Source organism: Pseudomonas sp. 9_2_1 (genome assembly GCF_059295275.1).
The window spans coordinates 1,049,570-1,073,773 of sequence record NZ_CM181239.1; the positions used below are offsets into that span (position 1 = coordinate 1,049,570).

21 protein-coding genes are annotated in these 24,204 nt (G+C 62.7%); 16 read left to right on the forward strand and 5 right to left on the reverse strand.

What is annotated here, in order from left to right; genetic code table 11:
- Positions 1 to 95: 95 nt before the first annotated feature.
- The 3 genes from AC5O5I_RS04685 to gap all read right to left on the reverse strand — a co-directional run bounded on the left by AC5O5I_RS04685 (position 96) and on the right by gap (position 2,861).
- Positions 96 to 1,058 (reverse strand): FecR family protein, encoded by a 963-nt coding sequence (locus tag AC5O5I_RS04685; RefSeq protein WP_494512138.1) that lies wholly within the window; start codon positions 1,056 to 1,058, stop codon positions 96 to 98.
- Between the two features lie 91 nt (positions 1,059 to 1,149).
- A complete protein-coding gene (locus AC5O5I_RS04690; protein WP_172224378.1) occupies positions 1,150 to 1,662 on the reverse strand; it encodes an RNA polymerase sigma factor in 513 nt (170 codons plus the stop codon).
- Positions 1,663 to 1,859: 197 nt separating this feature from the next.
- Complete coding sequence (gap, locus tag AC5O5I_RS04695; protein WP_494512139.1) at positions 1,860 to 2,861, reverse strand: type I glyceraldehyde-3-phosphate dehydrogenase; 1,002 nt, start codon at positions 2,859 to 2,861, stop codon at positions 1,860 to 1,862.
- 264 nt (positions 2,862 to 3,125) lie between these two features.
- On the opposite strand from gap, the gene edd reads away from it, so the two are divergent.
- From edd to AC5O5I_RS04750, 11 genes are all read left to right on the forward strand, one after another.
- Positions 3,126 to 4,952 carry a phosphogluconate dehydratase gene (gene edd / locus AC5O5I_RS04700; RefSeq protein WP_172224384.1) on the forward strand — a complete coding sequence of 609 codons (1,827 nt, stop codon included), beginning with the start codon at positions 3,126 to 3,128 and terminating at the stop codon, positions 4,950 to 4,952.
- Entirely contained in the window at positions 4,949 to 5,908 is a 960-nt protein-coding gene (locus AC5O5I_RS04705) for a glucokinase (RefSeq protein ID WP_172224387.1), read from the forward strand. The genes edd and AC5O5I_RS04705 overlap by 4 nt, the downstream gene beginning before the upstream one ends.
- Positions 5,909 to 6,094: 186 nt before the next feature.
- Positions 6,095 to 6,820 (forward strand): two-component system response regulator GltR, encoded by a 726-nt coding sequence (gene gltR / locus AC5O5I_RS04710; RefSeq protein WP_172224390.1) that lies wholly within the window; start codon positions 6,095 to 6,097, stop codon positions 6,818 to 6,820.
- Positions 6,801 to 8,255, forward strand: coding sequence for an ATP-binding protein (locus tag AC5O5I_RS04715; protein ID WP_172224414.1), 1,455 nt, complete (start codon positions 6,801 to 6,803; stop codon positions 8,253 to 8,255). Before gltR ends, AC5O5I_RS04715 begins: the two co-directional genes overlap by 20 nt.
- Positions 8,256 to 8,483: 228 nt before the next feature.
- Positions 8,484 to 9,731, forward strand: coding sequence for a D-mannose isomerase (locus tag AC5O5I_RS04720; protein WP_494512140.1), 1,248 nt, complete (start codon positions 8,484 to 8,486; stop codon positions 9,729 to 9,731).
- A 107-nt stretch (positions 9,732 to 9,838) separates the two neighbouring features.
- Positions 9,839 to 11,125, forward strand: coding sequence for an ABC transporter substrate-binding protein (locus tag AC5O5I_RS04725; RefSeq protein ID WP_494512141.1), 1,287 nt, complete (start codon positions 9,839 to 9,841; stop codon positions 11,123 to 11,125).
- A 160-nt stretch (positions 11,126 to 11,285) separates the two neighbouring features.
- Positions 11,286 to 12,194, forward strand: coding sequence for a carbohydrate ABC transporter permease (locus tag AC5O5I_RS04730; RefSeq protein WP_172224399.1), 909 nt, complete (start codon positions 11,286 to 11,288; stop codon positions 12,192 to 12,194).
- Positions 12,187 to 13,032, forward strand: coding sequence for a carbohydrate ABC transporter permease (locus AC5O5I_RS04735; protein WP_172224402.1), 846 nt, complete (start codon positions 12,187 to 12,189; stop codon positions 13,030 to 13,032). The genes AC5O5I_RS04730 and AC5O5I_RS04735 overlap by 8 nt, the downstream gene beginning before the upstream one ends.
- Positions 13,033 to 13,035: 3 nt before the next feature.
- The gene (locus tag AC5O5I_RS04740; RefSeq protein WP_172224405.1) at positions 13,036 to 14,190 is read left to right on the forward strand and encodes an ABC transporter ATP-binding protein; all 1,155 of its coding nucleotides are present in this window, start codon (positions 13,036 to 13,038) and stop codon (positions 14,188 to 14,190) included.
- Positions 14,191 to 14,231: 41 nt separating this feature from the next.
- Positions 14,232 to 15,575 (forward strand): carbohydrate porin, encoded by a 1,344-nt coding sequence (locus tag AC5O5I_RS04745; RefSeq protein ID WP_172286856.1) that lies wholly within the window; start codon positions 14,232 to 14,234, stop codon positions 15,573 to 15,575.
- 117 nt (positions 15,576 to 15,692) lie between these two features.
- On the forward strand, positions 15,693 to 16,547 hold the full coding sequence (locus AC5O5I_RS04750; protein WP_172224411.1) for a D-hexose-6-phosphate mutarotase: 855 nt from the start codon (positions 15,693 to 15,695) through the stop codon (positions 16,545 to 16,547).
- On the opposite strand, the gene hexR is transcribed toward AC5O5I_RS04750, so the two are convergent.
- Positions 16,540 to 17,403: a DNA-binding transcriptional regulator HexR gene (gene hexR / locus AC5O5I_RS04755; protein ID WP_169774905.1), complete on the reverse strand. Its 864-nt coding sequence runs from the start codon at positions 17,401 to 17,403 to the stop codon at positions 16,540 to 16,542. The two genes, AC5O5I_RS04750 and hexR, sit on opposite strands and share 8 nt — an antisense overlap.
- A 211-nt stretch (positions 17,404 to 17,614) precedes the next feature.
- Between hexR and zwf the strand changes: the two genes are divergently transcribed.
- The 5 genes from zwf (at position 17,615) to AC5O5I_RS04780 (ending at position 22,065) form a co-directional block, all read left to right on the forward strand.
- Positions 17,615 to 19,084: a glucose-6-phosphate dehydrogenase gene (gene zwf, locus AC5O5I_RS04760; RefSeq protein WP_494512142.1), complete on the forward strand. Its 1,470-nt coding sequence runs from the start codon at positions 17,615 to 17,617 to the stop codon at positions 19,082 to 19,084.
- A complete protein-coding gene (pgl, locus tag AC5O5I_RS04765; RefSeq protein WP_172221576.1) occupies positions 19,056 to 19,796 on the forward strand; it encodes a 6-phosphogluconolactonase in 741 nt (246 codons plus the stop codon). The genes zwf and pgl overlap by 29 nt, the downstream gene beginning before the upstream one ends.
- Before the next feature lie 17 nt (positions 19,797 to 19,813).
- On the forward strand, positions 19,814 to 20,494 hold the full coding sequence (locus AC5O5I_RS04770; RefSeq protein WP_172221574.1) for a bifunctional 4-hydroxy-2-oxoglutarate aldolase/2-dehydro-3-deoxy-phosphogluconate aldolase: 681 nt from the start codon (positions 19,814 to 19,816) through the stop codon (positions 20,492 to 20,494).
- Positions 20,495 to 20,581: 87 nt separating this feature from the next.
- Complete coding sequence (locus AC5O5I_RS04775; RefSeq protein WP_494512143.1) at positions 20,582 to 21,310, forward strand: monalysin family beta-barrel pore-forming toxin; 729 nt, start codon at positions 20,582 to 20,584, stop codon at positions 21,308 to 21,310.
- 26 nt (positions 21,311 to 21,336) lie between these two features.
- Positions 21,337 to 22,065, forward strand: coding sequence for a monalysin family beta-barrel pore-forming toxin (locus AC5O5I_RS04780; RefSeq protein WP_172221568.1), 729 nt, complete (start codon positions 21,337 to 21,339; stop codon positions 22,063 to 22,065).
- Between the two features lie 166 nt (positions 22,066 to 22,231).
- On the opposite strand, the gene leuA is transcribed toward AC5O5I_RS04780, so the two are convergent.
- On the reverse strand, positions 22,232 to 23,905 hold the full coding sequence (gene leuA, locus AC5O5I_RS04785; RefSeq protein WP_172221565.1) for a 2-isopropylmalate synthase: 1,674 nt from the start codon (positions 23,903 to 23,905) through the stop codon (positions 22,232 to 22,234).
- Between the last annotated feature and the right edge of the window lie 299 nt (positions 23,906 to 24,204).

Consider the following 24,204-nt stretch of genomic DNA (forward strand, 5'->3'; position numbering starts at 1 on the left):
TAGGTGATGGCTGTTCTCGTTATCAAACAAGAATCAGTTGCATTGGCTATAACGAGACGGGCGGGGTAGCGCAGTCGCGTAAAAATAATTTCAGGTCAGTCGAGAATGACCAGCGCAGGGTACTCGTGCAGTTGCGCAGAGGTGATGTGAGCCAGGGCCCGCAGGGTTTCCAGCGGTTGGTCGAGGCGATAGTTGCCGGTGACCGCTACGTCTTCGAGCTGCGTGTTGCGATTGATGATCCAGCCCGGGTAGTAGCGGCGCACCTCGGCCAGCACCTGGCTCAGCGGGCAGTTCTCGAACACCAGGCGGCCGTCGATCCAGGCCAGGTCCTTGTGCATGTCGGGGCGCTGGCGCTGACCGAAGCCCTGCGGCCCTACGTTGATGCTGTCGCCAGCGCTCAGGCGGATACGCTGGTCACGGCCGCCTTGCAGGTCGACATCGCCGCGCTGCACCCGCACCTGCGCCTCGCCGTCGACGTAACGCACGGCGAAGTCGGTATCGCGTACTTGCGCACGCAATGGTCCGGCCTGCACTTCCAGTGGCAGCCGCGCGCCATCGGGCACCTGGAAATACGCCTCGCCCTGCAGCAGCCGCGCCACCTGGCGGCCGTCGCGCAGGTCGCTGGCGAAGGCCGAATTGGTATTGAGCAACACTTTCGCGCCGTCATCCAGTTGCAAGCGCTGGCGCTCGCCAACCACCGTGAGGTGGTCGGCCTGCAGGCGCATGGGCAGATTGCCCAGGGTGAACAGGCCCACCAGCAACACCGCGGCGGTAGCCATGGGTTTCCAGTGGCTGCGCAGGCGCCCTCTCCAGGAGCGGCGTTTTTGCTGGTGCAGGTGCCCGGCCACCTGATGCAGCGGGCTACCGTTCCACAGGGCCTCTGCCTCGACATACGCCTCGGCGTTTTCAGGTGCAGCGCAAAGCCAGGCTTCAAAGGCCTGGGTATCTTGTGCATCCGCGCATTCCAGGCGTACCAGCCAGTCCAGCGCCTCGTCCATGGCACGAGCACGGGCGCTAGGCCCGGCGGGTGACGGGCGAGGGGCGGGGCTGTCGGTCACGGTGAATCCTTGAATGGTTTTTTTTCGAATGATCAAGGCTAAGGCGGTGTGTGGCAAGGGCTTTGCGCTGCTGCACTGGCCAGCGGTCGGCTCACTTCAAGCGCTCGGCGACGCCCATGCAGATGGCCATGATCAGTTTCAATTCCTTTTGTACCGTGCTGGACGAAACATTCAGCTGTTCGGCAATTTCCAGGTAGGTGGCGCCATGCAGGCGGCTGAGGATGAATATGCGCTGCTGGCGTTCGCTCAGCTGGTTGAGACTGACGCTCAGGTGCTTGAGCAACTGCTCGGCATGGGCCGCATCTTCGCTGCTGGTGGCGGGGGCGGCGACACTGTGCAGCACTTCGTCGGGCACGTCGTCGACCAGCATGCGTGCCTGCACCCGGCGTGCGCGCAGGTGGTCAAGCGCCAGGTTGCGTGCGGTCTGGAACACGAACGGTTCGATGTGCTCGATGGGCCGTTCGCCCAACGCGCGGGATACCCGCAGGTAGGTTTCCTGCAGCAGGTCCTCGGCCGTGCTGGGATTACCTACCATGCGCTGGAGGGTACGCAGCAGGGTCAGGCGCTGGATGAGGAAAACGGAATTGAACCGGGACTGACTCACGGGTGGACCTGGCCGACGAAAGGTTAATGATAATGCTTATCATCTTTGCGGAAGGTCAAGTGTGGAAGTGTTAGGAAAAGGTAAAGATTGTGAGTAAGGGCTTGAAGGTGCCTGCCGGGGAATTCACATCGGCTGTAAGATCGAGCGCCGCGCGGGCGGCGCTCGGTCTCACAGGCGCAGATAATGGCAAGCCGAACTCACCGCGCCCGGCACAGCGCCAGACAGTTATCCAGCATGCGGTTGCTGAACCCCCACTCATTGTCATACCAGGCCATCACCTTGAGCATGCGCCCGTTGGCCTTGGTGTGGTTGGCATCGAAGATCGACGACAGCGGGTTATGGTTGAAATCGCATGAAACCAACGGCAGGGCGTTGTAGCCCAACACTCTGGAATGCTTGCTGGCTTCGAGAAACAGCTGATTCACCTGCTCGGCCGTGGCTTCACGCTTGAGGTTCACGGTGAGGTCCACCAGCGACACGTTGATCACCGGCACCCGCACCGACATGCCGGTGAGCTTGCCCGCCAGTTCCGGCAGCACCAGGCCCACAGCCTCGGCGGCGCCGGTCTTGCTCGGGATCATCGACTGGGTCGCCGAGCGCGCGCGGTACGGGTCGCTGTGGTACACGTCGGTCAGCACCTGGTCGTTGGTGTAGGCATGGATGGTGGTCATCAGGCCCTGTTCGATGCCGAACTCGCGGTCCAGCACCTGGGCAATCGGCGCCAGGCAGTTGGTGGTGCAGGAGGCATTGGAAATGACCTGGTGCGTAGACCGCAGGATGTCGTGGTTGACCCCGTATACCACAGTGGCATCGGCGCCTTTGGCTGGCGCCGACACAATCACCTTGCCAGCCCCGGCGGCCAGGTGTGCGGCGGCCTTGGTGCGGTCGGTGAACAGACCGGTGCACTCGAACACCACATCGATGGCTTCGGCCTTCCAGGGTAGCTCGGCCGGGTTGCGGATGGCGCTGACCGCAATGCGGTCGCCATTCACCGTCAGGCTCTCATGGTCCGCCTCGACAATGGCATCGAAGGTGCCATGCACGCTGTCGTATTTCAGCAGGTGGGCATTCATGGCGCTGTCGCCCAGGTCGTTGATGGCGACGACCTGCAGGTCCTGGCGGTAGCCTTGGGTATACAGTGCGCGCAGGACGTTGCGCCCGATGCGGCCGAATCCGTTGATGGCGATGCGTAGGGTCATGGCAGTACCTCTGGCAGTCCGAGTGAAACCTGTGGCACAAAGGAGCTTCACTGAAACGGTTTTGTTGTTGGAATTACAAGATTATTCACTATCAGATAGAAAACAAGCCTTTTTAGTGGCAGTATTTTGTTTAAACATACAACGAGTGGTTGGGCGATGTGCCCCCAGCGTTGCACCAGGCCCTTTACCTTGAGCCTAGGCCGCAATCGTTTGGAGGGGAAATGCCCGGTAAACCGCCCTTACAATTAGCCTGGAGTCCAGTACATGCACCCGCGCATCCTTGAGGTCACCCAGCGGCTGATCGAACGCAGCCGTGCCACCCGCGAACGCTACCTGCAGCTGATTCGCGGGGCGGCCAGTGACGGCCCCATGCGCGCCAGCCTGCAGTGCGCCAACTTCGCCCATGGCGTGGCCGGTTGCGGCAGCGACGACAAGCAGACCCTGCGGCTGATGAACGCGGCCAACGTGGCTATCGTTTCGGCGTATAACGACATGCTCTCGGCGCACCAGCCGTATTTGCACTTCCCCGAGCAGATCAAGCAGGCCCTGCGCGAGGTGGGTTCGGTGGGCCAGTTCGCCGGTGGCGTGCCGGCCATGTGCGACGGCGTGACCCAGGGCGAGCCAGGCATGGAACTGGCCATCGCCAGCCGCGAAGTGATCGCCATGTCCACCGCCGTGGCCCTGTCGCACAACATGTTCGATGGCGCGCTGATGCTGGGCATCTGCGACAAGATTGTCCCCGGCCTGATGATGGGCGCCCTGCGCTTTGGCCACCTGCCGACTATTTTCGTCCCGGGCGGGCCGATGGTGTCGGGCATTTCCAACAAGCAGAAAGCCGATGTACGCCAGCGCTATGCCGAGGGCAAGGCCAGCCGCGAAGAACTGCTGGAGTCGGAGATGAACTCCTACCACAGCCCGGGCACCTGCACGTTCTACGGCACCGCCAACACCAACCAGCTGGTGATGGAAGTCATGGGCCTGCACCTGCCCGGCGCCTCGTTCGTCAACCCGTACACCCCGCTGCGCGACGCGCTCACCGCCGAGGCCGCACGGCAGGTGACGCGCATGACCAAGGCCAGCGGCAGCTTCATGCCGCTGGGCGAAGTCGTCGACGAGAAGGCGCTGGTCAACTCGATCGTCGCCCTGCATGCCACCGGCGGCTCGACCAACCACACCCTGCACATCCCGGCGATTGCCCAGGCGGCGGGTATCCAGCTGACCTGGCAGGACATGGCCGACCTGTCCGAGGTGGTGCCGACCCTGTCCCACGTCTATCCCAACGGCAAGGCTGACATCAACCACTTCCAGGCGGCTGGCGGCATGGCCTTCCTGATTCGCGAGCTGCTCGACGCCGGGCTGCTGCATGAAGACGTCAACACCGTCGCCGGCCCCGGCCTGCGCCGTTACACCCAGGAACCGTTTCTCGACAACGGCAAGCTGGTGTGGCGCGAAGGGCCGCAGCACAGCCTGGACGAGACCATCCTGCGCCCGGTGGCGCGGCCGTTTTCGGCCGAAGGTGGCCTGCGCGTCATGGAAGGCAACCTCGGCCGTGGGGTAATGAAGGTGTCTGCCGTTGCCCCCGAGCACCGCGTGGTGGAAGCCCCGGCGCGGGTGTTCCACGACCAGCAGTCGCTGGCCGATGCGTTCAAGGCCGGCGAGCTGGAGTGTGACTTTGTTGCGGTGGTGCGTTTCCAGGGCCCGCGCTGCAATGGCATGCCGGAACTGCACAAGCTCACGCCCTTCCTGGGGGTGCTGCAGGACCGTGGCTACAAGGTGGCGCTGGTCACCGACGGGCGCATGTCGGGTGCCTCGGGCAAGATCCCTGCGGCTATCCACGTGTGCCCCGAAGCTTATGATGGCGGCCCGCTGGCGCGCGTGCGTGAGGGTGATATGGTGCGGGTCGATGGTGTCGAAGGCACGCTGCGGGTGATGGTGTCGGCCGAAGAACTGGCCAGCCGTGACCTGCCGCCGGCGCCCCAGGGCAACGACCTGGGTTGCGGGCGCGAGCTGTTCGGCTTCATGCGCATGGCGTTCAGCCCCGCAGAGCAGGGCGCCAGTGCATTCACTTCGGCCCTGGAGAACCTCAAATGAAGGACTTGCTGGTTGGCGACATCGGCGGCACCAATGCCCGTTTTGCGTTGTGGCGTGACAACCAGCTGCATGAAGTGAAAGTCTTCGCCACCGAGGATTACACCAGCCCTGAACAGGCCATCGAAGCCTATCTGCAGGGGCAGGGCATTGCTCGCGGTGGCGTGGCCGCGGCCTGCCTGGCAGTGGCCGGGCCGGTAGATGGCGATGAATTCCGCTTTACCAACAACCATTGGCGGCTCAGCCGTACGGCGTTCTGCAGGACCTTGCAGGTCGGGCAGTTGTTGCTGGTCAACGACTTCACCGCCATGGCGTTGGGCATGACCCGCCTGCGCGAGGGGGAGTTTCGCGAAGTGTGCCCCGGCACGGCTGACCCGTCGCGCCCGGCACTGGTCATCGGGCCTGGTACCGGCCTGGGCGTGGGCTCGCTGCTGCGCCTGGGCGAAAAGCACTGGCAGGCCCTGCCCGGCGAAGGCGGGCATGTCGACTTGCCGGTGGGCAATGCCCGCGAAGCGGCGATCCACCAGCAGATCCATGGCCAGATCGGCCACGTCAGTGCCGAGACGGTGCTCAGCGGGGGAGGTCTTGTGCGTTTGTACCAGGCGATCTGCGCGCTGGACGGAGACATACCGCGACACAAGACCCCGGCGCACATCACCGATGCCGCGCTGGGCGGCGAGCCGCGGGCGCTGGCGGTGGTCGAGCAGTTCTGCCGCTTCCTGGGGCGAGTGGCCGGTAACAATGTGCTGACCTTGGGCGCGCGGGGTGGGGTCTATATTGTCGGCGGGGTGATCCCGCGCTTTGCCGAGCTGTTCCTGCGCAGTGGGTTTGCCACAAGTTTTGCCGACAAGGGTTGCATGAGTGGTTATTTTGCCGGCGTGCCGGTGTGGTTGGTGACGGCGGAGTTTTCCGGGTTGCTGGGGGCCGGGGTGGCCTTGCAGCAGGCGCTGGATCACTGACAGTTGAAGGGGGCCGCAGCGCGGCTCGATCGCCGGCAAGCCAGCTCCCACACCGATCGCGTCAAGACTGGATTTGTACACTAACTGTGGGAGCCCGGCTTGCCGGCGATGGGCTGCAACTCAGCCCCGGAAGGCAACACCGTACAGCAGGCAAAAGACCTGCAATCAACAAGAGGAAGGACCACCTTGAGCACTGCCGGCAAATCGATCCTGATGGTCGACGACGACCAGGAAATCCGCGAACTGCTGCAAACCTACCTGAGCCGTTCCGGCTTCCAGGTGCATGCCGAAGCGGACGGCAGGGGCTTTCGCCAGGCCCTCGAATCCACCCCCTGCGACCTGGTCATCCTCGACGTGATGCTGCCCGACGAAGACGGCTTCAGCCTGTGCCGCTGGGTGCGCCAGCATCCCCGTCTGGCACGGGTGCCGATCATCATGCTCACCGCCAGCTCCGACGAAGCCGACCGGGTCATCGGCCTGGAACTGGGCGCAGACGACTACCTGGGCAAGCCCTTCAGCCCCCGCGAATTGCAAGCGCGGATCAAGGCCCTGCTGCGCCGTGCCGAATTCGGCCAGGCAGCACCGGTCAGTGCCGTGCTGGCCTTCGACGACTGGCGCCTGGACACGGTCAGCCATCGCCTGTTCCACCGTGACGGTGAAGAGGTGATCCTCTCGGGCGCCGACTTCGCCCTGCTCAAGCTTTTTCTCGACCGCCCACAGCAGATCCTCGATCGTGACACCATCGGCAACGCCACCCGTGGCCGCGAGCCGATGCCGCTGGACCGCATCGTCGACATGGCGGTCAGCCGCCTGCGCCAGCGCCTGCGCGACACCGACAAACCCCCACGGCTGATCCGCACGGTGCGTGGCAGTGGCTACCTGCTGGCTGCGCATGTCTGCAGTGCATCCTGAGCGGCGCTGGCGCCTGCTGCCTCGTTCGCTGCTGGCGCGCATGCTGTTGCTGACCCTGCTGGTGGTGGTGCTGGCCCAGGGTTTGTCGAGCATCATCTGGGTCGCCCAGCTGCGCGCCAGCCAGGTTCAGGGCCTGCGCGCCAGCGCCAGCAGCCTGGCCCATTCGATGAGCGCCAGTGTCAGCTACTTCCGCTCGCTGCCGGTGGCCTACCGGCCACTGGTGCTAGACCAGCTGCGCAGCATGGGGGGCACGCGCTTTTTCGTGTCGCTCAATGCCAAGCCGCTGGACATGCCGGTACTGCCCGTCACGCCGCGCAAGCAGGCGGTGATCGAGGTGTTCCAGCAAGTGCTGCATGAGCGCCTGGGCGCGCAGATGGACATTTCCGTCGAGTTCGTCGCCCCGGATGACCTGCGCATCTTCAACAGTGGCTTGAAGCTCGACGAACTGCCACGTTCCTGGGCGCATTATTCGCTGACCCTGGAGCCGCTCAACCCGCCGGTGCTGGTAACGCAGATCCGCCTGGCTGAGGGCGAGTGGCTGTACATCGCCTCGCTGCTGCCCGAGCCCTACACCAGCCTTGAGGCCGAACGCCTGCCACGCCAGCAGATCGGCTTCATCGTGCTGACCACCGCCTTGCTGCTGTTGTTCATCGGCCTGCTGGTGCACTGGCAGAGCTGGCCGCTGAAACGGCTGGCGCGGGCCGCGCGCGAGATGTCGCTGGGCGCCGATGTGGCGCCGGTGGCCGAAGGTGGCGGCAGTGAAGTGGTCGAAGTGAGTCGGGCGTTCAACAGCATGCGCGAGCGTATCAGCCGCTACCTGACCGAGCGCAGCCAGCTGTTCAGCGCCATTTCCCACGACCTGCGTACGCCGATCACCCGCCTGCGGTTGCGTGTCGAACTGCTCGAAGACGAGCGCCTGCAGGCCAAGTTCAGCCAGGACCTGGACGAACTGGAGCTGCTGGTCAAAGGCGCCTTGCAGTGCGTGAAGGACACTGACATCCACGAGAACATCGAGCCTGTCGACCTCAACCAGGTGCTGGAGATTCTGGCCGAGCCGTACCTGGGCGATGGCCGCATCACGTTGCTGGGGCGGGCGTTGGCGCCGTATGCGGGCAAGCCGCTGGCGCTGCGGCGCTGCATTGGCAACCTGATCGACAATGCCATCAAGTACGGCGAGCGGGCACGGTTGCGCATCATCGACAGTGCCGAGGGGTTTGTGCTGCAGGTGGACGACCAGGGCCCCGGGGTGCCGCAGCAGCAGCTGGAGCAGGTGTTCGAGCCGCATTTTCGCCTGGCCGGGCAGCAGCAGGGGTATGGGCTGGGGTTGGGAATTGCGCGCAACATTGCCCATAGCCATGGCGGGGAAGTGAGTTTGCTGAACCTGCGCGAGGGCGGGTTACGGGTGACCTTGTATCTACCGCGGGGTATGGACTGACTTTATGCGCTGGCAGTTCTGGCCCTATCGCCGGCACGCCAGCTCCCACAATGACCGCACGGGGTTCAAGGTTTGCACTGTAGCTGTGGGAGCTGGCTTGCCGGCGATAGGGCCGTTGCAGGTCACTCAATTGTCACTGTCGAGTGACAAACCTGCCGTCCTTCGTGACATCCGCCCAAATCCCGCTGGCTAGAATTCGCAAACGACTGGCAAGGAGCAAGCTGGCCCATGACCCCCCTCGACCTGCCAGCAACCAGCTGGCTCAACGCCCCGGCCCATTCCAACTGGCGCCAGGCTGAAGCACATCGCCTGCTGGCCTTTGCCAAGGCCGCGAAACTGCCGGACGGCTTCGGTAACCTCGATGCCAAAGGGCAGCTCGCCCCCGGCGCCCGCGCCCAAACCATGAACACCGCCCGCATGACCCACTGCTTCGCCCTGGCCCATCTGCAGGGTGTGCCTGGCTACCTGGCCTATGCCGAGCACGGCGTGACCGCCCTGCGCGGGGCCATGCAAGATGCCCGCTACGGCGGCTGGTTCGCCCACCCCGGCGGCCATGATGACAGCGGCAAGGCGGCCTACCTGCATGCCTTTGTCGCCCTGGCCGCCAGTTCGGCGGTAGTAGCGGGTGTCGACGATGCGCCCGCTTTGCTGGCAGACGCGGCCCAAGTGCTGGAGTCGCATTTCTGGTGCGAAGGGGAAGGCGCCCTGCGCGAAACCTTGTCCCGTGCGTGGCAGTTGCCTGAACCGTATCGGGGCGCCAACAGCAACATGCACGCGACCGAGGCCTTCCTGGCGCTTGCAGACGTCACCCGCAACACGCTGTGGCTGCAACGCGCCCTGCGCATCGCCGAACGCATCATCCATACCCATGCCGCCGCCAACGGCCACCGGGTGATCGAGCATTTCGACGCGTTATGGCAACCGCTGCCGCACTACAACCAGGAACACCCGGCCGACCACTTCCGCCCTTATGGCACCACGCCCGGGCACGCGCTGGAATGGGCGCGGCTGCTGTTGCACCTGGAGGCCAGCCTTGCGCAGGCCGGCCTGCACGCACCGGACTGGCTGCTTGGCAGCGCCCGCGCGCTGTTCGACGGCGCTTGTGGGCAGGCGTGGCATGCCGATGGCGCCCCGGGCTTTGTCTACACCCTGGACTGGGCCGATCGCCCGGTGGTGCACGCGCGTTTGCACTGGGTGCACGCCGAGGCCTGCGCCGCCGCCGCCGCGTTGTTGCAAAGGACCGGCGAGGCGCATTACGAGCAGTGGTACCGGCGCTGCTGGGACTTCATCGCCAACCATTTCATCGACCACACCGCGGGCAGTTGGCACCACGAGCTCGATGCGCTGAACCAGCCGGCCGGGAGCATCTGGCCGGGCAAACCCGACCTTTATCACGCCGGCCAGGCACTGCTGTTGCCCGGCTTGCCGCTGGCGCCGAGCCTGGCCAGCGCCCTGGCCGGCAATGTAACCAGATGATGACATTCAAGCATCGCTTCGTTACCTGACGAGGCGGGCGGGCTGTTTAGACTCCATGCAACGCAAGCGCTCGACTTGCACGGCATAACAACAAGAAAGGTGCTTCGATGAATTCCACACTCCGTCTCGCTGCCGCAATTTCCTTGGCCTCGATACTGCCCTTCAGTGCCCAGGCTGCCGACGCCAAAGGCAGCGTCGAGGTCGTGCACTGGTGGACCTCGGGTGGCGAAAAAGCAGCCGTCGATGTGCTCAAGGCCCAAGTCGAAAAAGATGGCTTCACCTGGAAGGACGGTGCCGTTGCTGGCGGCGGTGGTGCCACTGCCATGACCGTACTCAAGAGCCGCGCCGTGGCCGGCAACCCGCCGGGTGTCGCGCAAATCAAAGGCCCGGACATCCAGGACTGGGCGGCCACCGGGCTGCTCGACGCGGATGTGCTCAAGGAGGTGGCCAAGGCCGAAAACTGGGATTCGCTGCTCGACAAGAAAGTCGCCGATACCGTCAAGTACGACGGTGACTATGTCGCCGTGCCGGTCAACATCCATCGCATCAACTGGCTGTGGATCAACCCTGAAGTGTTCAAGAAAGCCGGTATCGACAAGCCGCCGACCACCCTCGACGAATTCTATGCGGTTGCCGACAAGCTCAAGGCGGCCGGTTTCATCCCGCTCGCCCATGGTGGGCAGCCGTGGCAGGACAGCACGGTGTTCGAAAGCGTGGTGCTGTCGGTGATGGGTGCAGATGGCTACAAGAAGGCCATGGTCGACCTCGACAGCGCAACCCTCACCGGCCCGCAGATGATCAAGGCGCTGACCGAGCTGAAAAAAGTCGCCACCTACATGGACCCGGATGGCAAAGGCCAGGACTGGAACCTGGAAGCCGCCAAGGTCATCAACGGCAAGGCCGGCATGCAGATCATGGGCGACTGGGCCAAGAGCGAATGGACCCTGGCGAAGAAAACCGCCGGTACGGACTACCAGTGCGTGCCGTTCCCCGGCACCGAAAAGGCCTTCCTGTACAACATCGACTCGCTGGTGGTGTTCAAGCAGAACGACGCCGGCACCGCTGCCGGCCAGCAGGACATTGCTCGCAAGGTGCTGGGCGAGGACTTCCAGAAGGTCTTCAGCAGCAACAAGGGCTCGATCCCGGTGCGCAACGACATGCTGGCCGACATGGGCAGGTATGGTTTTGATGCCTGCGCGCAGACCTCCGCCAAGGACTTCCTTGCCGACACAAAAAATGGCGGCCTGCAGCCGAGCATGGCGCACAACATGGCCACCACGCTGGCCGTGCAGGGGGCGTTCTTCGATGTGGTGACCAACTACATCAACGACCCCAAGGCCGACCCGGCCGATGCGGCGAAGAAGCTGGCGGCTGCCATCAAGTCCGCCCAGTAAAGCGCTGATGGCCCTATCGCCGGCAAGCCAGCTCCCACAGGGTATTCACTGCCTTTGAAAACTGTGGGTTACCTGTGGGAGCTGGCTTGCCGGCGATAGGGCCAGTACCGACAACACAAAAGGCAGAGCCACGCACTGTCTGGGCTTCGGGTACCACATCATGACCACTACAACCGCTCAACTGCGGGCCTCACCCCTGGACGCGCTACAGCGCTGGCTGCCCAAACTGGTGCTGGCGCCAAGCATGATCATCGTCCTGGTGGGCTTCTACGGCTACATCCTCTGGACCTTCGTGCTGTCCTTCACCACCTCGACCTTCCTGCCCACCTACAAGTGGGCGGGCCTGGCGCAATACGCGCGGCTGCTCGACAACGATCGCTGGTGGGTGGCGAGCAAGAACCTGCTGGTTTTCGGTGGCCTGTTCATCGCCATCAGCCTGGTCATCGGCGTGTTGCTGGCGGTATTGCTGGACCAGCGCATCCGCCGCGAGGGCTTCATCCGCACCCTATACCTGTACCCCATGGCGCTGTCGATGATCGTCACCGGCACGGCATGGAAGTGGCTGCTCAACCCCGGCATGGGCCTGGACAAGCTGCTGCGCGACTGGGGCTGGGAAGGCTTTCGGCTGGACTGGCTGATCGACCCTGACCGGGTGGTGTACTGCCTGGTGATTGCCGCCGTGTGGCAGGCCTCGGGCTTCATCATGGCGATGTTCCTGGCCGGTCTGCGCGGCGTCGACCCGTCGATCATCCGCGCTGCGCAAATCGACGGCGCCAGCCTGCCGCGCATCTACTGGCGAGTGGTGCTGCCCAGCCTGCGCCCGGTGTTCTTCAGCTCGCTGATGATCCTTTCGCACATCGCCATCAAGAGCTTCGACCTGGTCGCGGCGATGACTGCCGGTGGCCCCGGGTACTCGTCCGACCTGCCGGCGATGTTCATGTATTCGTTCACCTTCAGCCGCGGCCAGATGGGCATGGGTTCGGCCAGCGCCATGCTCATGCTCGGGGCGATCCTCGCGATCCTCGTGCCTTACCTGTATTCGGAGCTGCGGAGCAAACGCCATGCATAGCCCTGCCCAAAAACCGCCACTGAGCCCCAGCCGCATCGCCATCCACGTGGTGTTGCTGATTGCTGTGCTGCTGTACCTGGTGCCGCTGGTAGTGATGCTGCTGACCAGCTTCAAGACCCCGGAAGACATCAGCACCGGCAACCTGCTCAGCTGGCCCTCGGTGATCACCGGCATCGGCTGGATCAAGGCCTGGGGCACGGTCAGCGGCTACTTCTGGAACTCGATCATGATCACCGTGCCTGCGGTGCTGATCTCCACCGCCATTGGCGCGCTGAACGGCTACGTGCTGTCGATGTGGCGCTTTCGCGGTTCGCAGCTGTTCTTCGGCCTGCTGCTGTTCGGCTGCTTCCTGCCGTTCCAGACCGTGCTGCTGCCGGCCTCGTTCACCCTTGGCAAGCTCGGCCTGGCCAGCACCACCAGTGGCCTGGTGCTGGTGCACGTGGTCTACGGCCTGGCCTTTACCACGCTGTTCTTCCGCAACTTCTACGTGAGCATCCCCGAGGCGCTGGTCAAGGCTGCCCGCCTGGACGGAGCCGGGTTCTTCACCATCTTCCGCCGCATCATCCTGCCGATGTCGACGCCGATCATCATGGTCTGCCTGATCTGGCAGTTCACCCAGATCTGGAACGACTTCCTGTTCGGGGTGGTGTTCTCCAGCGGCGAATCGCAACCGATCACCGTGGCCCTGAACAACCTGGTCAATACCAGCACCGGGGCCAAGGAATACAACGTCGACATGGCGGCGGCGATGATTGCCGGCCTGCCAACGCTGCTGGTCTACGTGGTGGCAGGCAAATATTTCGTCCGCGGGCTGACGGCCGGCGCGGTAAAGGGGTAAGTCATGGCAACGCTCGAACTTCGCAATGTGAACAAGACCTACGGCAGTGGTTTGCCAGACACCCTGAAGGATATCCAGCTGTCGATCAGGGACGGCGAGTTCCTGATCCTGGTCGGCCCGTCGGGCTGTGGCAAATCCACCTTGATGAACTGCATCGCCGGGCTGGAGCAGATCAGCGGCGGCGCGATACTGATCGACCAGCAAGACGTCAGCGGCATGAGCCCCAAGGATCGTGACATCGCCATGGTGTTCCAGTCCTACGCGCTGTACCCGACCATGAGCGTGCGCGAAAACATCGAGTTTGGCCTGAAGATCCGCAAGCTGCCGCAGGCCGCCATCGACGAGGAAGTGGCGCGCGTGGCCAGGCTGCTGCAGATCGAGCACCTGCTGGCGCGCAAGCCGGCGCAACTGTCCGGTGGCCAGCAGCAGCGCGTGGCCATGGGCCGGGCGCTGGCGCGGCGGCCGAAGATCTACCTGTTCGACGAGCCGCTGTCCAACCTCGACGCCAAGCTGCGGGTCGAGATGCGCACCGAAATGAAACTGATGCACCAGCGCCTGAAGACCACCACCGTGTACGTCACCCATGACCAGATCGAGGCCATGACCCTGGGCGACAAGGTGGCGGTGATGAAGGACGGCATCATCCAGCAGTTCGGCACCCCGCAGCAGATCTACAACGACCCGGCCAACCAGTTCGTGGCCAGTTTCATCGGCTCGCCGCCGATGAATTTCATTCCGGTGCGGCTGACGCAGCAGGATGGCCGACTGCTGGCGCTGCTCGACAGCGGCCAGGCGCGCTGCGCGCTGCCTCTGGGCGTGGCGGCTGACGACCTTGACGGCCGCGAGATCATCCTTGGTATCCGCCCGGAGCAGATTACCCTGGGAGCAGCAGAGGGCAATGGCCTGCCGGGCATTCGCGCCGAGGTGCAGGTGACCGAGCCCACCGGGCCGGACCTGCTGGTATTCGTCACCCTCAACCAGACCAAGGTGTGCTGCCGCCTGGCACCGGACGTGGAGTGCCGGATCGGCGACAGCCTGAACCTGCAACTGGACCCGGCCCGGGTGCTGCTGTTCGATGCCGACAGCGGCCAGCGCCTGCGCCTGGCCAGCACTGGCGCAACCGCCAAGGACAACGTGGCTCACTTCAAAGGCCGTTGACTCGTCTACACCATCAATAAGAAAAAAGAGGACGCAAAGGGATGGAACAGCGCAAACGCATCAGGACATTGGGCTCGCTGGCATTGCTCGCCGTGGTCGGCAGCAGCGGCGCGCAGGCTGCCGAGGCATTTTCCAGCGAATCGAAATGGATGACCGGCGACTGGGGCGGCACGCGCACCGAGTTGCTGGACAAGGGCTATGACTTCACCCTCGATTACGTCGGCGAGGTGGCCGGCAATCTGAACGGGGGCTACAACGACGACAAGACCGCACGCTACAGCGACCAGTTTGCCCTCGGTGCGCACCTGGACCTGCAGAAGATTCTTGGCTGGCACGATGCCGAGTTCAAACTGGCGATCACCGAGCGCAGCGGGCGCAACCTGTCCAACGACCGCATCAGTGATCCGCGTGCCGGGCAGTTCAGCTCGGTGCAGGAGGTGTGGGGCCGCGGCCAGACCTGGCGCCTGACGCAGATGTGGGTCAAGCAGAAGTACTTCGACGGCGCGCTGGACGTGAAGTTCGGCCGCTTCGGCGAGGGCGAGGACTTCAACAGCTTCCCCTGCGACTTCCAGAACCTGGCCTTCTGCGGCTCGCAGGTGGGCAACTGGGTAGGCGGCATCTGGTACAACTGGCCGGTCAGCCAGTGGGCGCTGCGGGTGAAGTACAACATCACACCGGAATTCTTCGTCCAGGTCGGCGCCTTCGAGCAGAACCCCTCCAACCTGGAAACCGGCAATGGCTTCAAGCTCAGCGGCAGCGGTACCAAGGGGGCCATCCTGCCGGTAGAGGCCGTGTGGTCGCCCAAGGTCAATGGCCTGCCGGGCGAGTACCGCCTGGGCTACTACTACAGCACGGCGAATGCCGACGATGTGTTCGACGACGTCAACGGCAACCCGCAGGCGCTCAGCGGTGGCGCCTTCAAGTCGCACTCCAGCAAGCATGGCTGGTGGGTGGTCGCGCAGCAGCAGGTGACTGCCCAAGGCGGCGATATCAACCGAGGCCTGAGCCTGTTCGCCAACTTCACGGTGCATGACAAGGCCACCAACGTGGTCGACAACTACCAGCAGGTGGGGCTGGTCTACAAGGGTGCCTTCGACGCCCGCCCCAAGGATGACATCGGCTTCGGCGTGGCGCGTATTCATGTAAATGACGACGTGAAGAAGCGCGCCGAACTGCTCAACGCCCAGAGCGGTATCAGTGATTACGACAACGCAGGCTTCGTGCCGCTGCAGCGTACCGAGTACAACGCCGAGCTCTACTACGGCTTCCATGTTACCAACTGGCTGACCGTGCGGCCCAACTTGCAGTACATCAAGAGCCCTGGCGGGGTGGATGAAGTGGACAACGCGCTGGTCGCAGGTTTGAAGATTCAGTCGTCATTCTGAGGGCAATTGTTGTAAATTTACGCCAATCCCTTTTCGGTTCCCGGCACCCACTGGCCTGCAGTGGGTGTCGGGGATAGGCCGAGACAGCGCTATCTCAAACAACAAGAGCTCTGAACCATGCCCGAACATCCGCTCCATCGCTTCTTTTCCTCGCAGCGGCCAAGGCCGACATTCGAGTGGGAGCGTTACCAGCAGCGCGATGTGCTGATCATCGATCATCCCCGTTGCCAGGCAGTGTTCAGCCGCCAGGGCGCGCAGCTGCTGCACTTTCAACCGGCCGGAGAACGGCCTTGGCTATGGTGCGCCGAGCAGTGGCCGCAGGTGGGGGCGATTCGCGGGGGCGTACCGGTGTGCTGGCCCTGGTATGGCCGCCACCCCAGCGAAGACCTGTGGCCAGCCCATGGCTGGGCACGCCTGCTGGACTGGAAGCTGGTGGACAGCCGCGAGGACGAGGAGGGCGTGACCCTGAAGTGGCGGCTGGACCTGTGCGACTGGCAGGTCGACCTGCATGCGCGGCTGGGAAGCCGCATGGAACTGAGCCTGAGTACCGAGCACCAGGACAGTGAACCTTGCCAGCTGAGCCATGCGCTGCTGGCCTACTGGCGCATCAGTGACGTGTCCGAGATAGCGCTGTCCGGGCTTGAGGATATCGAGGGCTACGACCGCCTGAACCGCCAGGCCTGCCGTGAAGATGGCGCGCTGAAGCCCAGGGGTGGCTGCCAGAAGGTCTACCCGGGAACGCCGCGCGTGCAGTTACAGGACCCGGCCTGGCAGCGCGAGCTGTGCATCGATACCGGCGACAGCGATGACACGGTGGTGTGGCACCCCGGCAACCGCCCGTTGATGGGCGTGAGCGGCCGCGAATCCCAGCGATTTATCTGCGTCGAGGCCGCCAGCGGCAGTGGCGAAGGCCTGAGCCTGGCCCCAGGGCAACGCGCCCACCTGCGGCTGCAGGCGCACCGGCTCAGTTGAGTTCGTCGTCCTCGATCGGGTAGCGGCTGGCGTTGAGGCTTTCCTTGATCTTGCGCAGGTGCGGCTGGAAATCCACACCGCGGCGCAAGGTCATGCCGGTGGCCAGCACATCGAGCACGGTCAGCTGGATGATCCTCGAGGTCATCGGCATGTAGATGTCGGTGTCTTCAGGTAGCGGAATATGCAGGCTCAGGCTGCAAGCGTTGGCCAGCGGCGAGCCGGCGGCGGTCAGGCCCAGCACCGAGGCGCCGTTTTCGCGGGCCAGGCGGGCCACTTCGACCAGTTCCCGGGTGCGCCCGGTGTAGGAAATGATCACGAACAGGTCACCGGTGTGGGCCACCGAGGCCAGCATGCGCTGCATCAGCACGTCGGCGTGGGCCGACACCGCCAGGTTGAAGCGGAAGAACTTGTGCTGCGCGTCCAGGGCGACCGGTGCCGAGGCGCCGAGGCCGAAGAAGTGGATCTGCCGGGCCTGGATCATCATGTCCACGGCACGGCTGACCTGCTGTGGGTCGAGCTGCTGGCAGGCGCTGTCGAGCGAGGCGATGGCACTGGCGAAGATCTTCTGGGTATAGGCTGCCGGGTCGTCGTCAGCCTCTACTGCGCGGCTGACGTAGGCGGCGCCGCTGGCCAGGCTCTGTGCCAGCTGCAGCTTGAGTTCCGGGTAGCCGCTGACGCCGAACGACCGGCAGAAGCGGTTGACGGTCGGTTCGCTGACCTTGGCCGCCTGAGCCAGCGCAGCGATGCTGAAACGGGTAGCTTGTTGCGGGTTGAGCAGGATGACTTCGGCGACTTTGCGTTCGGCCTTGTTCAGCTCGTCCAGGCGTCCCTGGATCTGTTCCAGAAGGTTTCGCACGCGGTCCATGGGTGTGTCCTTGGGTCGGGAAGGCAGCCGGCTGTGGGAGCAGCAGGCTTTTTGCAGGGTCGTCTATCGTACTGTCGGTACGGTTGACGTACCACTTGTCTGTAACACTTGTGGGTAATGTTGTGGTTTTTACTACATTTACCCTTGAAAACCGTATGTGAAAGCGGTATTCCTAGTACAACTTTAGGAAAGAACCAACATCATGGCTGCGATCAGTGTCGAACCTTGCACCTTTGCCCTGTTTGGCGCCTTGGGCGACCTGGCATTGCGCAAGCTGTTTCCTGCGCTCTACCAACTCGACCGTGCCAACCTGCTGCACGCTGATACCCGCCTGCTGGCGCTGGCCCGCGAGGCAGGCAGTGCGCAGGACCACCTGAACACTATCGAAGCACACTTGCGCCGGCATGTGCCCGAGGCGGATATCGAGCCTGCTGCGCTGGGCCGCTTTCTGGGTCGCCTGGGCTACCAGCACCTGGATTTTCTGCAACCCGAGGGTTACCAGGCGCTGGCCGGGCAACTGCCAGGCGAACTACCGCTGATCGCCTATTTCGCCACTGCCGCGGCGGTGTACGGGGCCATCTGCGAAAACCTCGACAAGGCCGGGCTGGCCCAACGCACCCGGGTGGTGCTGGAAAAACCGATCGGCCACGACCTGGAATCGTCGCGCCGGGTCAACGATGCCGTGGCGCGGTTCTTCCCCGAAAACCGGGTGTACCGTATCGACCATTACCTGGGCAAGGAAACGGTGCAGAACCTGATTGCCCTGCGCTTTGCCAACAGCCTGTTCGAAACCCAGTGGAACCAGAATTCCATCTCCCATGTGGAGATCACGGTTGCCGAAAAAGTCGGCATCGAGGGCCGCTGGGGCTACTTCGACAAGGCCGGCCAGCTGCGTGACATGATCCAGAATCACCTGTTGCAGCTGCTGTGCCTGATCGCCATGGACCCGCCCAGCGAACTGTCTGCCGATGCCATTCGCGACGAGAAGGTAAAAGTGCTCAAGGCCCTGGCGCCAATCACCGGCGATGGGCTGAGCACGCGTGTGGTGCGTGGCCAGTACATTGCCGGCTACAGCGAAGGCAAGCCGGTACCTGGCTACCTTGAAGAAGACAACGCCAACGCCCAGAGCGACACCGAAACCTTCGTCGCGCTGCGCGCAGACATTCGCAACTGGCGCTGGTCCGGCGTGCCGTTCTACCTGCGCACCGGCAAGCGCATGCCGCAGAAGCTGTCGCAGATTGTCATCCATTTCAAGGAAACACCGCACTACATCTTCGCCCCGGAACAGCGTTTGCAAATCGGTAACAAGCTGATCATCCGCCTGCAACCGGACGAAGGCATTTCTTTACGGGTGATGACCAAGGAGCAGGGCCTGGACAAGGGCATGCAACTGCGCAGCGGCCCGTTGCAGCTGAATTTTTCCGACACCTGGCGCAGCACAAGGATTCCGGATGCCTACGAGCGGCTGCTGCTCGAAGTGATGCGCGGCAACCAGAACCTGTTTGTGCGCAAGGACGAAATCGAGTACGCCTGGAAGTGGTGCGACCAGCTGATCGCCGGCTGGCGGAACGCGGGCGATGCGCCCAAGCCTTATGCGGCAGGCTCGTGGGGGCCGATGAGCTCGATTGCACTGATCACACGCGATGGGAGGGCCTGGTATGGCGACATCTGAGGCGATAACCGAACTGAAACTGCCAGCAGACGTGAAGGCACACGCCCTGGCCGACGCCAACACCTTGGCCACGACTCTGGCCAATGACGTGGCTGAACGTCTGCGTGCGGCCGTTGCGGCCAAGGGCGAGGCCTGCGTTGTGTTGTCCGGCGGCCGCAGCCCGGTGCCGTTCCTGGAGAAACTTTCTGGCCAGAGCCTGGACTGGGCCAAGGTCACCGTCAGCTTGGCCGATGAACGCTGGGTGCCAGTGGAGCACGCTGACAGCAACGCCGGCCTGCTGGCCCGTCACCTGCTCAAGGGGCCGGCGGCCAAGGCGCGCTTCGTTGGCTTGTACCAGCAGGCTGAAAGCCTGGATGCCGCTGCGCTCAAGGCCGACCAGGCTTTGGCTGCGCTGCCGGTGATCGATGTGCTGGTGCTCGGCATGGGTGACGATGGCCATACCGCCTCGCTGTTCCCCGCCAGCCCCGAGCTGAAAGCAGGCCTGGACCTGGCGAGCTCACGCCGCTGCCTGCCGATGCTGGCACCTGGCGTGCCGCACCAGCGCCTGTCGATGACCCGCGCGCTGCTGGCCAGTGCCGCCTTCATCGCGCTGTCCGTGCAAGGGCAGGGCAAACTCGCTACCCTGCGCGCCGCGCTGGGTGGCAACGACCTTACCGAAATGCCGATTCGCGCTTTTCTTCACGACCCCCTGGACATCTACTGGTGCCCATGAGCCAAGGATCTACAGTCATGACCACCCTCGAACGCCCACAGGCCCTGCTCTCGATGGCCGATAAAGCCGCACGGATCGACGCCATCTGCAAAAAGGCGCGCATCCTGCCGGTGATCACCATCGCCCGTGAGGAAGATATCCTGCCGCTGGCTGATGCGCTGGCTGCTGGCGGCATCCGCACCCTGGAAGTGACCTTACGATCACAGCACGGCCTGAAGGCCATCCAGGTGCTGCGCGAACAGCGCCCGGAGCTGTGCGTCGGCGCCGGTACGGTGCTGGACCGCAGCATGTTCGCCGCTGTTGAGGCGGCAGGTGCGCAATTCGTCGTTACACCGGGCATTACTCCGGACGTGCTGGCGGCGGGAGTAGACAGCGAAATTCCATTGCTGCCGGGTATCAGCACGCCGTCCGAAATCATGATGGGCTATGCCTTGGGCTATCGCCGGTTCAAGCTGTTTCCGGCGGAAATCAGTGGCGGCGTGGCGGCGATCAAGGCCTTTGGCGGGCCGTTCGGTGATATCCGCTTCTGCCCGACCGGTGGCGTGAACCCGGCCAATGTCCGCAATTACATGGCCTTGCCCAATGTGATGTGCGTGGGTGGTACCTGGATGCTCGACAGCAGCTGGATCAAGAACGGCGACTGGGCGCGGATCGAGGCGTGCAGCGCGGAGGCGATGGCGCTGCTGGACGCCAACTGAATTTGTTGTGTGCTTTACGGCTTGTGGGGCGCTTGGTCGGCGCCCTTTTTTTCGCCTGCAAGAAAGTATTCCTGCTGAAGGAGCGTGTTGTCGACCGTTAAGTTTGTACCTCTTTCGGTAACAGGGGAACTAACGGTGATCAGTCATCACGAACATGAATTTAAAGGGTCGTATGAGATTGAGCGCCACCTGTATGGTGCGCAGGGTTTGCAAGCGGGGAGTTGGGTTGCCGGGAAAACGGTTTTTGGCAGCATTAAAGTGAACGGTGTTTCTGTCGAGTGCTATACCCGCCCCGCTTTTGCCTACCTTTCTTATTGCTCCCGGGTGCAGGAGAGTCGTTCTGATCAATATGTAAGCCGGCAGCATTACTGGTGTGGGCTTGGTCGGGAATTCATGGGGAATATAGGGTGCGCGTTCAAAATCAGTGCGGGCGTTAATCGGGCAAATTCATTGTCCGGCATTGTCACTGATTTGCCTGCTCATGTGTTGTGGGGCGAACCCAGCGAGCACGTGCGCGATGTGTATTTGAACGGTAGTGCGGCATATCTGATTTATCAGGTGAATATCGCTTACGCCCATTGCCTGCTCGCAAACAAAATAAGCAAAGAACTCCAAGGTGCGTTTGGCGATGTGGGCGGGCAACAGGTGCTTGTGTCCGCAACCGCCACCAGTAGCCTGGTTGCAGTCGATGAATCGCAGGCTGTTGAGCTTGCTGGCTGGCCCCTTATAAAGCAGGCAGTGCTTGAGCGGGCAGGGCAGGGTGTACTTCAGTTTGACTACGCTGCACGAGATGTTCCCTTCTATCGATATAAATAACAGTACTTGACAGGAAATCAGATGATATGAGCTTTATTGACAAGGCAATGGTCAAGGACATCGGAGACTTTCCGCACAAGCGCGGGTCTTATGAGGTTGAGAATTATTTGCTTGGTGGTGACGGTGCAGTCAACGCCGGTTGCTGGATATATGATAAAACCGTCTATGGCGACATGAAGCTGGGATCGCAGAATTGGGCGACATACAGTACGCCGGTCTTGGCTTACCTGGCGCATTTGAATACCGTACGTGTGCCCAGTAGCGTCAAATATATACAGGACGTGGCTGTAACCGAGGGGTATAGCTCGACATTCACTTCAACATTGGAAACGGAAATTGGTCTGGGGTCTGGTTTTCTGGGGTGTGTGATCGGTGGCAAGTTGACGTCGAGTTCCAGTGAGGGGATTTACGGGTCTACGGTCAATACGCGTAAAATTGAAATGGAAGGCCCAGGAGTGTTTAATATCTACCAGTTGCACTATGTCTATGCACATTGTGTGACGTCGGCAGGTAACTTTGGGGATTTCTTCGAGTATTCGAAGTGCCAAAAAATCAAAAATCGCGAAGACCTGTTCTTCCTGACTTCGCTGGCCAGTGAAACCACCGTTGCTGTTGCCTCAAAATACTCTATTGCGCCGCTGGGCTGGGGAGAGATACAGATTGCCGCCCTCATGGACGGATACAATGCAGAGTTCAATAGTGGCCGTTTTGCCTTCGACTGGAAGGCCCGTAATCTTCCCGGGTGTCATTACTGAAGAAAGCCATGAGCAACCCGCCATTGGCGGATGGCTACTCGCTTGGTACTTCTGCGCTACACCTGCAGATTGCGCGTTGGTTGTGCGGCAGGTTTACCACGATAGGGCAGTAAATAAAAAAGCCCGCATCACAGGATGCGGGCTTTTTCATTCATTGCAGCACGGCTCAGGCCGCCTTGGCTTCCTGCTGGCTCAGCGAACGGTTCAGCGCGCTGAACAGCGCCTTGAAGCTGGCCGTGGTGATGTTTTCATCGATACCCACACCGTGCACCGGACGGCCGCCAGCGACGCGCAGTTCGATGTAGGCCGCAGCCTTGGCGTTGGTACCCGCGCCAATGGCATGCTCGTTGTAATCCATGATCTCCACGGCAATCGGCAGGCCGGCTACCAGCGCTTCCAGGGCACCATTGCCCTTGCCGCGCCAGTGCAGCGTGGTTTCGCCTTCACCGGCAACTTCCACTTCCACGGTGCTGTGGCCGTTTTCTTCCTGCAGGCGGTGGCTGACCAGCGCATATGGGGCGTTGGCCTGGAGGTATTCCTTGTGCAGCAGGCTGTAGATCTGCTGGGCGGTCATTTCCAGGCCCAGGCGGTCGGTTTCGCCTTGCACCACTTGGCTGAACTCGATCTGCATGCGACGCGGCAGGCTGATGCCGTATTCCTGCTCGAGCAGATAGGTGATGCCCCCTTTGCCCGACTGGCTGTTGACGCGGATCACCGCCTCGTAGCTGCGGCCGATGTCGGCCGGGTCGATCGGCAGGTACGGCACTTCCCACAGCTCGCCTTCTTGCTGCTTGGTAAAGCCCTTGCGGATGGCATCCTGGTGCGAGCCGGAGAACGCGGTGTGAACCAGATCGCCAACGTAGGGATGACGCGGGTGCACCGGCAGCTGGTTGCACTCTTCGACAACCTTGCGCACGCCGTCGATGTCCGAGAAGTCCAGTTGCGGGTCGATGCCTTGGGTGTAGAGGTTCAGCGCCAGGGTCACCAGATCGACGTTGCCGGTACGCTCGCCGTTGCCGAACAGGCAGCCTTCGGCGCGGTCCGCACCGGCCATCAGGCCCAGTTCGGTGGCAGCGATGCCGGTGCCACGGTCGTTGTGGCAGTGCAGGCTGATGATCACGCTGTCGCGGCGGCTGATATTGCGGCAGAACCACTCGATCTGGTCGGCGTAGATGTTCGGCGTGGCGACTTCCACGGTGGCCGGCAGGTTGAGGATGACCTTGTGCTCAGGCGTCGGGTTCCACACCTCGATGACCGCATCGCAGACTTCCTTGGCGAACTCCAGCTCGGTGGCGCTGAAGGTTTCTGGCGAGTACTGGAAGGTCCACTGGGTGTCCGGTTGCTGGGCAGCGTACTTGACGAACAGCTTGGCCGCGTTCACTGCGATGTCCTTCACGCCTTGCTTGTCCTGGTTGAAGACAATGCGGCGGAACGACGGGCTGGTGGCGTTGTACAGGTGGACGATGGCCTTCTTCGCGCCGCGCAGCGACTCGAAGGTGCGGGCGATCAGGTCTTCACGGGCCTGGGTGAGCACCTGGATGGTGGTGTCGTCCGGGATATGGCCGTCTTCGATAAGGGTGCGCACGAAGTCGAAGTCGGTCTGCGAAGCGGACGGGAACGAAGCCTCGATTTCTTTCACTCCAACCTGCACCAAGGTCTTCCAGAAGCGCAGTTTCTTCTCCGAATCCATCGGCTCGATCAGCGACTGGTTGCCATCACGCAGGTCGGAGCTACACCAGATTGGCGGCTCGGTGATGGTTTTCGACGGCCAGGTACGGTCAGGCAGGTCGATGGTCGGGAACGCGCGGTATTTTTTCGAAGGGTCTTTGAGCATGGTCATGGAAGCAATCCTTTTGTGTGCGGCCGAGATCGGGCCTGCCGAGCGATAACGAGGTGAAGAGGCGAGGCGACGCGATTCAGCCTGGTAGTCGGGCGCTGACCAGGCAGAGGCTGCGATGTTGTCGGAGCAGGATGAGGGTGCTGAAGGTTTTCATGCTTCCAAACTTAACCAGTGGGGTGGGGGATGGCAAGCGTTCGGCAGAAATTGAGAGGAATGCTTAAAAAAGTCGGTTTTGCGAGATTTTATGGCAGGGATTTTCTGGGTGCTTATTGATTGTTGCGCGGTATTTTTCGCTGGCG

Coding starts and splice junctions, on each gene's coding strand:
- gap (WP_494512139.1), bottom strand. CDS start 2,861: ATGACCCTACGCATCGCCATCAACGGATTCGGCCGCATCGGGCGCAAC.
- edd (WP_172224384.1), top strand. CDS start 3,126: ATGCACCCGCGCATCCTTGAGGTCACCCAGCGGCTGATCGAACGCAGC.
- AC5O5I_RS04705 (WP_172224387.1), top strand. CDS start 4,949: ATGAAGGACTTGCTGGTTGGCGACATCGGCGGCACCAATGCCCGTTTT.
- AC5O5I_RS04715 (WP_172224414.1), top strand. CDS start 6,801: ATGTCTGCAGTGCATCCTGAGCGGCGCTGGCGCCTGCTGCCTCGTTCG.
- AC5O5I_RS04720 (WP_494512140.1), top strand. CDS start 8,484: ATGACCCCCCTCGACCTGCCAGCAACCAGCTGGCTCAACGCCCCGGCC.
- AC5O5I_RS04725 (WP_494512141.1), top strand. CDS start 9,839: ATGAATTCCACACTCCGTCTCGCTGCCGCAATTTCCTTGGCCTCGATA.
- AC5O5I_RS04730 (WP_172224399.1), top strand. CDS start 11,286: ATGACCACTACAACCGCTCAACTGCGGGCCTCACCCCTGGACGCGCTA.
- AC5O5I_RS04735 (WP_172224402.1), top strand. CDS start 12,187: ATGCATAGCCCTGCCCAAAAACCGCCACTGAGCCCCAGCCGCATCGCC.
- AC5O5I_RS04740 (WP_172224405.1), top strand. CDS start 13,036: ATGGCAACGCTCGAACTTCGCAATGTGAACAAGACCTACGGCAGTGGT.
- AC5O5I_RS04745 (WP_172286856.1), top strand. CDS start 14,232: ATGGAACAGCGCAAACGCATCAGGACATTGGGCTCGCTGGCATTGCTC.
- AC5O5I_RS04750 (WP_172224411.1), top strand. CDS start 15,693: ATGCCCGAACATCCGCTCCATCGCTTCTTTTCCTCGCAGCGGCCAAGG.
- zwf (WP_494512142.1), top strand. CDS start 17,615: ATGGCTGCGATCAGTGTCGAACCTTGCACCTTTGCCCTGTTTGGCGCC.
- pgl (WP_172221576.1), top strand. CDS start 19,056: ATGGGAGGGCCTGGTATGGCGACATCTGAGGCGATAACCGAACTGAAA.
- AC5O5I_RS04770 (WP_172221574.1), top strand. CDS start 19,814: ATGACCACCCTCGAACGCCCACAGGCCCTGCTCTCGATGGCCGATAAA.
- AC5O5I_RS04780 (WP_172221568.1), top strand. CDS start 21,337: ATGAGCTTTATTGACAAGGCAATGGTCAAGGACATCGGAGACTTTCCG.
- leuA (WP_172221565.1), bottom strand. CDS start 23,905: ATGACCATGCTCAAAGACCCTTCGAAAAAATACCGCGCGTTCCCGACC.